Below are 11,606 nucleotides of genomic sequence, written 5' to 3'. Positions count from 1 at the left end.
CCGCAGGGCCTTGCCGCAAGATGCCCGATGGGAGACCGCAATGTGCAGCGCACAGCAGAAGGCAGGACGAGCCGGATGACCACCGAACGAAGCGCGCCTGTCGAACCCCGGCCGATTGAAGATGGAAGACGCTGGTCGATCTGGATCGACGTTGAAGGCTTCAGCACGCTCTGGGAGCGTGGACACAAAGCCGTGCTGGGCCTGAGCGCCCTCATGGAGGGCATCTACAGCCTCGGAACCCGGCTCTACCGCGATGACGGCGACCGCCTCTTCGCCCACCAGTTCGGGGACGGATTCATCATCGTCGCCGACTTCCACGAGCCCCAGCTCGATCGCTGCGCCGCCATCGCCGTTGCGCTCATGCGCCACATCTCTCGTGCCGGATGTCTCGCCCGCGCTGCCATAGCCGAAGGGGAATTCGCCGACATCTCGGGGCTGTGGCCCAAGGTGATCCGGGAGGCCATCGCGCGCGACGGGTCGGACGATTGCGTATCGCTGGGAAGCGGCCTCATGACGCTGTTGCCCGTCATGGGAACCGCGCTGATCGCCGCCAACAAGCTCGATGCGAGGAACCCCATTAAAGGATCGATCCTCACCATCGCGACCTCGGACAGCGCGCGGATCTCCCCCAGCTTTCCGAGCCGCACCGTCGATGGCCACGCCGCCCTCACAATCCTCGATTGGGTGCATGCGGAGCATGCCCATATCGACCGCATATGGTCCTGCGCCGGCGTTGGCGGATCGCCCGCGGACACCGAGCGCGCGATCCGGGACTATATCGAGACCGAAATGCCCCCATCGGCATGGATCGAGGGAACGCTCCACTCCAGCAAGCCCAGTTGACGGTGCCCATGCCTGACGACCAGACCCGCCGCATCAAGGTCGAACTGCTCATGCCGGGCGACATCATCCTCACCGCGTCCCGCGGCAAGGTGAGCAAGGCCATCCGCCTTGCCACAAAGGGACAGGTGTCCCACGCCATGATCTGCGTCCAGCACGGCTCGATCATCGACTCGACCGATGACGGCGTGCAGGCGCACAATATCCAGCGCGAGCTTTACGGGCCGGACGATCATGTCACCGTGCTCCGCCTTCGCTTGCCCCCGAGCGACCTTCAGCTTGGCATCATCATCGATTTCGCGCGCGCCGAAATCGGGACACGTTACTCCAAGAGCGAAGCGGTCCGATCTGTCCTGAGCGGTCCCAAGCCAAGGACACGGCAACTCTTCTGCTCACGCCTTGTCGCCCAGGCATTCGCCAGCGCGGGCGTCCACCTCGTACCCGACCCCGACTACTGCACGCCCGAGCAGATCCGGCGCAGCCCGCTTCTCGCCGAGCTTCTGAACCTCACCGAGACGGTGTCATCAGCCGAGCTGGCGGCGTGGGCCAAGCGCCCGAACCCGATCGCCGACATGCAGGAGGTCCAGAACCGCATATTGACCGCCGCGCGGCGGCTCGATCCCTCGGTCGAGAACTTCGGCGACCTCGACCAACTCGTCCAGGATCACCCCGAATGGGACGAGGAGATCGCCCGTGTCTATCGGGAGAGCGGCTATCTCGACCTTAGGCGAGCCGACTTCGCGATCAACCCGTGGCATTACGATCTCGACCATATGGAGGAGAGCGCCGGACCTCACCCCGATCGGGGTCTCCTCGAATATTGCATCAGCACCGTTCGGGAATTCCACACCGGTGGCCTGCGCTTCGCCGTCAATCTCGTTCACTACCAGCGGGCTGATGAGGCGAACCGCCGGAAGACCACCGCGCAACTCGTAATGCTCTACCAGCGGCTCGTGGTGAACGACTACACACGGCGCGACGTTGCTCTCGCCTGGCTGAAGCGACACCACCCCGAGGCAGCCGCTCGCCATTTGCAGCGCATTCCGCCGCACTCGGACCTGTGGTTCTCGATCGTGGACCGCGTGGAGCCCCGGCTTGGCGCCATCGCGCGCATCTCCATCCAGCGCATGGGGTCATCGGATGTCTGTTCGGCATGCGGCGATCCGGCCGACGACTATCGCCTCGTGAACGCAGCCGAGGCAATGCCCGGGGTGCCGTCGCTCAGGCTTTGCAGCGATTGTGTGGGCATTCGACGCGGCGGTGGCGAAATCCTTGAGCCGATCACATGACCGCAGCGGGGTGCGCAATGGCCGACAGTCGTGGCCGGGGTGGGCGGATGCCCGCCCGAGGCGGGCACCGGGCTCTATCTCCGCTACGCTCCGACCAAGCCCCCTTGCGGGGTCTTGTCCGCTTCGCGGTAACGATCCCTTCCGCGGGCGCGCGCGGCAGATGAGGCGCTTCTCTCTCGATCGAAGAGTCCGGCCGCATGACCACCGCAATACAGGCTTCGCCTAAGGAATCGCGCTAGTCGCGCGATGCGGATCGTGGAGCCAGCCCGATCGCATCGCCCCCTTCGCCGCCCTCGCAGGATCCGTGCGTTGCAGGACGGGTTTCGTCCGCAAGAATTGCGTCGGAGCAAAGCTGCGCTAGGCGAAAAGGGGCCGGCGATGTTTGTCTGTTTTCAACAGAAACGCCGGCCCCTTTTCGCCAAGCTTCGCTAGAGCCCCTCCCGTGCTTCTTGCGGACAAGAGCCCCGCCCTGCGCCTTCGGACCTGCGAGGGCGGCTCCGGGTGCGATGACGATCGAGCCGGCCCACGCTCCCTTTCCATTCAAGCGGAACCGACCGCTGCGCGGCCGGTGCGTCTTCGTCATTGTTGGGCCGCTGACGCGGCCGTCTGTGCTCGGGCTCACCAGGCACGATGAAAATCTGTCAATAAATCAATAACATGGAAGTAATGGAGGGGAGGGAGTAGGGTTTGGATGCGGCCGGGAAAGAGAAATGGCCCACACCCGAGAGAAAGGATGAAGTCATGAAGATCGGTAGCTTCAAGTTCGACGAACGCGCCAGCGACATTATCGGCAAGATCGCCACTCGCGAGATGCGCTTTCCCTACCTCATCATGCGCCGTGTCGAGGATCGACAGAGCGACAGCGCCCCCGTCTATGAAATCTACGAGACGAACCGCGCGGGCGACGAAATCCAGATCGGTGTCGTCTGGGAACGCCGCATGAAGTCCAATGACGAGGTGTTCCTGTCCGGCATGGTCGATGACCCGAGCTTCCGCGAGCCGCTCCCCATCGCCCTTTTCGGGGACGAGACGAACGGCTTCGATGTCCAGTGGCGGCGCGAACGCGACCGCGAGGCACAGGGCGGCGGCTTTGGCGGACGTTCCGGCGGCGGTCAGCGGCAGGGCGGTTTCGGCGGACGGTCGGGCGGCGGCTTCTCCGGCGGCAGCACCGCAGGCCCCGGCGGCGAATATACCGGGAACGGGCGCGGCCTTGACGAAGACGTGCCCTTCTAAGCGGCACCAAAGGCGGGCCGGGGGAGCGCTGGAACGCTTCCCCGGATCCTGAACCGTCACCCGACCAAAGGAACCCATCCCATGAGCAAGCCAACGGCCTTGCGCAGCGTTAGCAGCTTTGCCGACCTGCCGGAACTCTATGCCGAACTCACTGCCACCCCCGATTTCGTGGCATCGTTCGGCGATCCCTTGCCCCTCACCATCATCGACGCGGGCGAAGACCCTGCCGAACACACCATGCCCGATCCGCTCGCGGCGCAGGCGGAATGCGGGGGCATCGTCGCCGCCATTTTCGACCTGCTAGGCGATACGCGGCTGGACCCACTCGCGCCCGAACTCGCATGGGGCTTCGTCAACAGCTTCCACTTTGTCGCGGGCAAACTCGAAAGCCGCGAGGACAGGCTGGCCGACACGATCCGCGATATGGCGCGCCGATTGGAGCCGGGCGAGGTGTTCAACAAGGAACTGGAAGACACCCAGCTTGAATGCCAGTCGGTCGCCGAGCAGCGCGCCGCCATGGAAGCCATGCGCGACTATGCCGCCGCGATGTATCGCGCCTATGCCGGTCGCCCATGGGCCCCGGCTCGGGGATCGCGCGCGTCCCATGTCACCACCGCCAGCCAGATTTCCGCGCTCGACTTCCTGCGCGCACGATCCGAGCGACGGCGCGATCGCTACGACCCGCAAGGCCCCGTCGTCGTCGTTTCCGGCCCGCAGGACTGGCACGACTGGCGCGTCATCTGGAACAGGCTCGACCAGATCAGGGCGCGCATCCCGCACATGGTGCTTGTCACCACCGGGCAGCGCGCCGGTGTGGACGCCGCCGCCGCCGCATGGGCAGCGCAGCGCGGTGTCGTCTGTATCGCGTTCGGCCTCTATGGACGCGGCAAGGGCAAGGGCTTCAAGCGCAACCGCGACATTGCCGAGCTTATGCCGGTCGAGGCGCTGCTGTGCGAAGGTTCCGGCATCCAGTCGAGCCTCTATGACCTGCTCAACCCGGAACAGGGGCACCGCGTGCCCACGCATGTTTTCATGAGGACCGATCAGGAACCCGATGTGCCGATCAAGCGCAAGCGCCGCGTCATAGCGGCCTGATCGGACGACCACCCAACGAGAGGGACCGGCGCGGCACACCGCAGCCGGTCCCTTGTCGTGCTTGTCGCACGAGCGGGGGAAACCCGAACGGTTTCCCCGCGCCGCTCCTTTTGCCGGGCGTTCCGCCCGCCAACGTCGCTCCCCTTTCCGCTAAGGCTGCACCGTCGCCTGGCTCGCTCCTCCGGCCTCCGATCCGGGCGGCAGCGCAGCGCCGGACTTCCCCCGCGCGGCGGCGCCGGCCTTCGCTGGCAAACCCCGTGCGGGCGGATCATCGGACGCGGCCGGGAGCGCCTTCAAGGCTGCCAGCGCGGCACCGCCGCCAACCCTGATCGCTTGGCCGAGCACATCGCGAAACTCGCGTTCGCTCAGCCGCTCGACCGCAAGCTCCGTCGCGAGCTTCCCATAATGCGCGCGCAATCCGCGCCGCACCGTCTCGGCTTCTTGCGCGAGGTTGCGCTGGTCGGCCTCGATCTTCGCGAGCCGTTCCCGTTCCGTCATCTTGGGCATGTTTGGACTCCTTCTAGGAAGGAGGTCTGCTCGCCACTCCCGACTATCCACCAAGGAGCTTTCGCTTGCAACGCCTTCCCGCCGACAGAGCGCAGCCGATCAAGCGCGGCTCCCCTGCCGGGAAGACCCGCGCCGATCGGGATCGACGGGCGCAGCGGGCAAGCGCGCTGCGGGCGAGGGACGCACGCCGGAGGCGGGTGTAATGCACCCCACGCACGGGTGCTGCGGGCGCGAATCGCTCGGATTTCTGCGGTTTTCCGCCGGCACAGAGCGGCAGTCGATCTGGCACCGGTCGGCAGCCGCTGGCAGCCACACCATATCTCATCGGTCGCTAAATGCCTGATCCCGTTTGGCACTTAGTGGCAGCCAGCGGCAGTTTTGATAAATTGTTGAGATAGCGGCGTAATTCGGCTATAAAGGCTGCGCTTCACCACGTTGCTGGCGTGCCGGACAAGGAGTCCGCCGCTTGGCACGCATCACGATCCGCATAGACGATGACCTCTATGCGCGCCTTTCTGTTCAGGCGCGCAATGCCGGTCTCGGCGCCGCGACCTATTGTCGCGACATCCTCGAACGCTTCGAAGGCACCGATCCCTCGGGCTATCATGCCCGCTTCGACGAGATCCATGCGACGGCCATCCAGGCCTTCGCGATCCTCGCGACATCGGTGGGCGAGCGCTCCCCCGACATCCTCCAGAAGGGGCTGGGCGAAGCCCGGCGCCTCCTTCGCGAAAGGGGGCTGCTCGATCCCGAGCAGGACCGGCCATGAGCATCTTCCGCCACGACACGCTGGGCTCCTGGACGCGGGGCGGCCAGGCCATCGTCCACAATGTCCGCATGACCACCCAGGTCTTCTACCAGACCTTCCTCGCGGGGCTGGTGATCTGGATCGGCGGCATCATCTGGTACGCGTTCGAGAAGTCGTCTGAATATGAGCGCTTCGTGATGTTCAAGATCACGCAGGCCTATTTCATGGGCGACACGCTGCCGGGCAACGCCACGCCGATCCTGTTCAAGACACCGACCGGCCAGCAATATTGGACCACGCCCAAGGGACTGATCGGCTCCGGGGTGGCGCACAAGACGCTCGCCGCCTTCGAGACCTACCTGCTCCATGGGGCGCTGTTCGCCGGCCTGTTCGCTCTCGCCATGCTGGGATGGGCATGGTTCTATTTCACCCGGACGGGAAGGGGGCTCGGCTCCAACCAGTTCCTGCGCGGCGCGCGGTTCGGAACGGTCAAGCAGGTCCGCCGGGCGCTGTGGCGTTATGCCAAGGGCAGCTTCGACATCGGCGGGGTGAATGTGCCCGACGCCTTCGAGCCCGAGCACATCCTCATCTGCGGCGCGCCCGGCACCGGCAAGACCAACATCATCGTCAAGATGCTCCACGGCATCCGGAAGCGGAAGCGCCGCGCCATCGTCTATGACACGGCGGGAACATTCGTCGAGAAATTCTACCGGCCCGGGATCGATGTGCTGCTCAATCCGCTCGATGCCCGGGCAGACTGCTGGTCGCCTTGGGTCGATGTTCCGCGCGACTATCATTACGACCAGATCGCCGAGTCCACGATTCCTGACAAGACTGGCGATCCCTTCTGGGCGAAGGCTGCGCGCGGCACGCTGGTTGCCGTCCTGCGGAAGCTGGCGAAGCAGGAACGCACCCTGGTTTCGATCCTGCTCGACACGCTGCTGCGTTCCAAGCTGAAGGACCTTGCCGCCTTCGCGGCCGGCACCGATGCGGCGGCGTTCATCTCGACCGAGGGTGAGCGCACGAGTGCCGGCATCCAGGCCGAACTCGCCTCGGTGATGCGCAGCTTCTCCTATCTCGACGACACCGCCGATGGCTTCTCGATCCGCGACTGGGTCGCCAACGAAAAGGACGATAGCTGGCTCTTCATTACCGTGAAGGCGGACCAGCTTCCCTCGCTGCGTCCCCTGATCACGGTATGGCTCGACATCGCCATCAGCGCGATCATGAGCATGACGCCTGATCGCAACCGGCGCCTCTATTGCGTGATCGACGAGTTGCCGACGCTCCAGCGTCTGCCCTCGCTCGGCGACTTCCTCGCCCGCGCCCGGAAATATGGCGGCTGCGGTATCCTGGGCTTCCAAAGCTACCCGCAGCTCGAAGCAACCTACGGCATCCAGGATGCCGCGGCGATCACCGGCTACTGCTCGACCTGGGTGGCGCTGCGCGCCAACGACACCCCCACCGCCAAGCATGTCAGCGAGAATCTCGGCCAGGTCGAGCAGGTCGAAGCGAATGAGGGCATGTCCTACGGCGTGAACGACATGCGCGACGGTGTGAACCTCTCGCGCATGCAGGTGACGCGGCCTCTGGTCATGCACACCGAGGTCACCAATCTGCCCAACCTCATGGGCTATCTGCGGTTCGGTCGCAACCTGCCGGTGGTTCGGTTCGAGGACAGCTACAACAAGGTCATCTCCCTCGGCGAGGCATTCGAGGAGAGGACGACAGCGCCAATCAGGATGACCGCGCCAGGCGGTGCGGCGCCCGCAGCTCCCATGTCATCGTCTCCTCCGGCCAAGCCAAGGCCAGCGCCGTCCAAACGCCGCCGGACGACTTCCGATCGGGAGGATGCCGAGCTGCCGCTCACCCGGCCCGAGGAACCCGGAAACGTCCCGGTCGCCGACCCAGAAGAAGTTGTGGTTCCGCCGCCTTGCGATCCGCAGGATAATCGGGATCCGGCCACGCCGACACCGCCGCTCGAGCTGTTCGGCAAGTCGGCAGGTTTCCGTCTCCAGCAACATGGCCGCCATGACGGCGCCCGCAACAAGGCGAGGCCGGCATGATCAACCCGATCCGTCTCAAGGGCAAACCCGCCAACATCGCCCGTTATTACACGGTTGGCGATTACTACACCAAAGGCGCCGAGGAGCAGTCCGAATGGGGCGGGAAGATCGCCGCCGAACTCGGATTGGAAGGCAAGGTTGATTCCGCCACCTTCAAGGAACTGCTCGCTGGCAAGGTCGGCGAGCAACAGCTCGGGCGTCGTCGGAAGGATGGTGAGATCCAGCACCACCCGGGATGGGACTTCGCCGTCAACGCACCCAAATCGGTATCGATCATGGCCCTGGTGGCCGGCGACAACCGCATCGTCGAGGCACATGAGACGGCCGTCACGGTGGCGCTCTCCTATCTGGAGGAACATGCGCTGATGCGCCATCGCGTGGATGGTGAAGTAGCCGAGAGGACGACTGGGCGGCTTATCTGGGCGCGCTTCACCGAGCATGCGTCCAGGGAACTCGATCCGCATCTGCACACGCACGTCGTCGTCATGAACATCACCGACGAGCGGGACGGCGCCAAGAAGGTCAGCCTCGAAACGCGGGCCATGTTCGCTGAGCAGATGACTGCGGGACAGGTCTATCGGAATGAACTGGCGCACCTTCTCCGGGAGCGGGGCTACGACGTCGAATTCGACCCTCGCCGCGGCCTGTTCGAGATTCGGGGAGTCCCCAAGGACCTGATCACGGACATGTCGCAACGCGCCGAACAGATCGACGCGCATGCCAAGGAACATGGTCTGACCGGGCAGGCTGAGCGCCAGAAATCCTTCTATGCCACCCGTGGGCCGAAGCAAAAGGCCTCGTTGGAGGAGCTTCATCAGCGGTGGGACGGACGCTTGGGTCCACATGCCGAGGCCGTGCGGGAGACTCGCGCCGACGCCGAGAAGAACGGAGAGCGCCAGATCGACGTCGAGGCATCGATCGCCGCGCGAGCGATGCTGTTCGGCATTCGGCAATCGGAAGGCAAGGAGGCGGTCAACAATCTCGGGCGACTGTTACATACAGCACTGGCCTCCCATGTTGGCGAGGTCCGGCTGTCCGATGTGCGTCCCGTCGTTGGGGAGCATCAAAGACGGGCCAAGCTTCTCGAAACAAAAGAACGGACCGGCGACGAAATCCATACCCGCGGCCGGACAACCCGCAAGACCGCGCGCGTTGAGATTGCCCTGTCCGATCAACTTGCGCTCGCACTGAACGACGCCCGGCCATTGGCCTCTGTCGAAGCGCTGCGCGACGCAGGGATCGCTCGCGATCTCAAACCCGAACAGAGGACCGCGCTCCTTCATATCGGCACATCCGACCATCGGGTGGTCGCGGTTCATGGCGTGGCCGGCTCCGGTAAATCGACGATCATCCGCGCGCTGCGCGAGGCGGTCGGAGAGCAGGCGACGCTGATCGCCCTTGCTCCCACCTCATCTGCTGCCAGCGAACTGGGGCAAAAGGCCAATATCGAATCACGCACAGTCGCCAGTCTGCTTGCCACGGGAGGAGCCAAACTGGATGATAGCTATGTCCTCGTGGTCGATGAGGCGGGTCAGCTAGGAAACCGCCAAGCGTTACGATTGCTTGAGATCAGCCGCACCACCGGCGCGCGACTGATCCTGCTCGGCGACACCCGGCAGACGGGGGCAATCGAGCAGGGCAAGCCCTTCTGGTTGATGATGCGGCTTGGCATGCCAAAGGCCGAGCTGAAGGATCCTGTCCGTCAGGAGAGCGACGGCATTCTACAAGCGGTCCGGCTGGCCAGACTCCAGAATTACGATGGCTCGCTCAACGCGCTCGAGTCGGTCACCAGCGGCGCGAGCAGCGAGGACCTCGCTAAGGCGCTGGTCGCCGACTGGACGAGGTTGAGCCCCGGGCAGCGGGCCAAGACGAACATTCTTGTCCTTGAGAATGCGACCCGTCTGATCGTCAACACAAGGATCCGCGAGGCCCTGAAGACGGAGGGCGCGCTGGCAGCCGAAGAAGCCCGGCTGTCGATCCTGTCGCCTTCCGGCATGACGGATCAGGAGAAACATTTCGCGCGTTTCTACTCACGCGGGCAGGTCGTGACATTCTCGCGGGATAATGTCGGGCTCGGCATCGCTCGTGACGCCGAATACCGGGTTGTCGGCGTTAGCCGCGATTCTCGTGGTCGGCAGACGGTCAATCTGGTCGATGAGCACGGCAGGACCATCCAGTGGGATCCGCGTCTCGGGCGTGCTTCCCAGATCAACGTGTTCAAGGAGGAGCAGCGCGACCTTGCCGCCGGTGACCGCATCCAGTGGCGTTTGGTCAACAAGGAGCTAGAGCTCAAGAACGCCGAGCGTGGCACGGTGGAACGCCTCGATGGCCCGGTCGCAACGATCCGATGGGATCGAGGCGGCAGGCTCCAGGAAATTGATCTGTCGCGGAACCGCAACTGGGATCACGGTTACGGCGAGACCGTCTACTCCGCACAATCTAAAACCTACGATCGGGTCTATGTCCTGGCGCCGGTCAACTCTCCGCTGGTCACAGGCCAAAATTACTACACTGCGATCACGCGGGCCCGTTTCGGCGCCCGCCTCTGGACCGAGGACCGGGAAAGGCTGGTCGACAAGCTGAAGCTGCGCTCGGGCGAGAAAACTTCTTCGCTTCAGGGATTAGGTAGGATCGACCGCGACAGCGTCAGGGGTCGGACAGCGCAACATGGTGAGCGCTGGGACCGGATTCGTGATGAGCAACGCGCCGAACGCGATATCCGCAAAAACCGCGCAACGGAACAACGAGAACCAGAGAAAGGGTGGCCTCCGACGGGGCTGGCCGAGCGGCTAGTCGGCCGCGCACAATCCGCAGCGGCCTTCCTTGATCGATGGATAGTGTCTCTCCTCGACCGAAGCCCCGACAGGGGCGCGGACCGCGGCGCAAGCGGTGCTACGCAGCAACCAGCTCCGGAGCCGGCCCACACCCCCGCGCAAGATCATGGAGGCGGCCATGATCGCTAACGTGAAGCGGGTCAGAGGACTATTGGCGCTGGTCACGCTGGTTATCTGGTCTGCGGTTGCAGATGCCCGGCCGCTGTCGTCGTCGACTCATGAAGCCCGGATTGGGGCGTGTATTCGGCAGGCATCTGGGGGACGCGCCTGGCTCGAGAAAACACTGTGGGGGCTGCGCGACCAGGAAGGCGGCTGGATCGGAGCCGAGGTACCGAACAGCAACGGGAGCCATGATCTTGGACCGCTCCAGGTCAACACGTTCTGGGTGCCGAAGCTTTCGACGCTGACAGGGCGTCCACCGGATCAGGTTCGGGGATGGCTCGCGAGCGACCCATGCTTCAACGTTCAGGCCGCGCGCTGGATCTTCCTATCGGCCCTGTCCGCAACAGGCGCCTATTGGAAGGCAGTAGGTGTCTACCACAGTCCCACCGGCTGGCGGCAGCGTCGGTACGCCTTGTCCGTTTCGCGCCACCTCGAACGCCGCTTCGGCGCTCGTGTTTTCGCAGCCTCTCCCTCGGTGGCACAACAATGAGAAGGCTGAGGCTTGAAACCACGACCTATGGAGAGGTGAAACCCACCGCCGAGGATGTTGAAGCCCGCCCGAGCCCGCCTCCTTCGACGGACGCCCCTAGCAGGGAAGACCGCTGGACGATCAGACGGAGCGCCTTGTCCCGACAACTCGTTCTGGACGCCCAAGCAGTTTTTACGCATAGACTGCAAAGGCCTGTCTCCGAGAACGAGGCAAGGAACATGCTCGGCAATCTTGCAGATTATGTCTGGATGTTGGTTCAATGGGAGGTCGCTGCGGCTGATCCCCCAGCGCATGTAAAGGAAAAAAATCAGCCTGCGAGACCCCGTGGTCGACCGAAAAAGC

The 11,606-nt window shown here is 64.3% G+C and carries 9 protein-coding genes; 8 read left to right on the top strand and 1 reads right to left on the bottom strand.

What is annotated here, in order from left to right; translation table 11 throughout:
• The first annotated feature begins 75 nt into the window (after positions 1-75).
• The 4 genes from AC07X9_RS06545 (at position 76) to AC07X9_RS06530 (ending at position 4,457) form a co-directional block, all read left to right on the top strand.
• Complete coding sequence (locus AC07X9_RS06545) at positions 76-843, top strand: hypothetical protein (protein ID WP_176342111.1); 768 nt, start codon at positions 76-78, stop codon at positions 841-843.
• Between the two features lie 8 nt (positions 844-851).
• Positions 852-2,129: a YiiX/YebB-like N1pC/P60 family cysteine hydrolase gene (locus AC07X9_RS06540; protein ID WP_176342110.1), complete on the top strand. Its 1,278-nt coding sequence runs from the start codon at positions 852-854 to the stop codon at positions 2,127-2,129.
• Between the two features lie 741 nt (positions 2,130-2,870).
• The gene (locus AC07X9_RS06535) at positions 2,871-3,362 is read left to right on the top strand and encodes a DUF736 domain-containing protein (protein ID WP_086485663.1); all 492 of its coding nucleotides are present in this window, start codon (positions 2,871-2,873) and stop codon (positions 3,360-3,362) included.
• 81 nt (positions 3,363-3,443) lie between these two features.
• Positions 3,444-4,457, top strand: a complete 1,014-nt coding sequence (locus tag AC07X9_RS06530) for a DUF2493 domain-containing protein (RefSeq protein WP_086485662.1) — start codon at positions 3,444-3,446, stop codon at positions 4,455-4,457.
• A 150-nt stretch (positions 4,458-4,607) separates the two neighbouring features.
• On the opposite strand, the gene AC07X9_RS06525 is transcribed toward AC07X9_RS06530, so the two are convergent.
• Positions 4,608-4,964, bottom strand: a complete 357-nt coding sequence (locus AC07X9_RS06525; RefSeq protein ID WP_254908055.1) for a hypothetical protein — start codon at positions 4,962-4,964, stop codon at positions 4,608-4,610.
• Between the two features lie 466 nt (positions 4,965-5,430).
• Here AC07X9_RS06525 and AC07X9_RS06520 point away from each other — a divergent pair, with 466 nt between their 5' ends.
• The 4 genes from AC07X9_RS06520 to AC07X9_RS06505 are packed head-to-tail and all read left to right on the top strand — an operon-like array spanning position 5,431 to position 11,264.
• On the top strand, positions 5,431-5,733 hold the full coding sequence (locus AC07X9_RS06520) for a hypothetical protein (protein WP_086485661.1): 303 nt from the start codon (positions 5,431-5,433) through the stop codon (positions 5,731-5,733).
• The gene (locus tag AC07X9_RS06515; RefSeq protein ID WP_086485660.1) at positions 5,730-7,778 is read left to right on the top strand and encodes a type IV secretion system DNA-binding domain-containing protein; all 2,049 of its coding nucleotides are present in this window, start codon (positions 5,730-5,732) and stop codon (positions 7,776-7,778) included. The genes AC07X9_RS06520 and AC07X9_RS06515 overlap by 4 nt, the downstream gene beginning before the upstream one ends.
• Positions 7,775-10,741: a MobF family relaxase gene (mobF, locus tag AC07X9_RS06510; RefSeq protein WP_086485659.1), complete on the top strand. Its 2,967-nt coding sequence runs from the start codon at positions 7,775-7,777 to the stop codon at positions 10,739-10,741. Before AC07X9_RS06515 ends, mobF begins: the two co-directional genes overlap by 4 nt.
• Positions 10,731-11,264: a lytic transglycosylase domain-containing protein gene (locus tag AC07X9_RS06505; protein ID WP_254908054.1), complete on the top strand. Its 534-nt coding sequence runs from the start codon at positions 10,731-10,733 to the stop codon at positions 11,262-11,264. The genes mobF and AC07X9_RS06505 overlap by 11 nt, the downstream gene beginning before the upstream one ends.
• Positions 11,265-11,606: the final 342 nt, after the last annotated feature.

The sequence above is a fragment of the Sphingobium sp. GW456-12-10-14-TSB1 genome (genome assembly GCF_059424385.1).
Note: the sequence above shows the minus strand (reverse complement) of the source record. Positions and strands in the feature narration are given on the sequence as shown.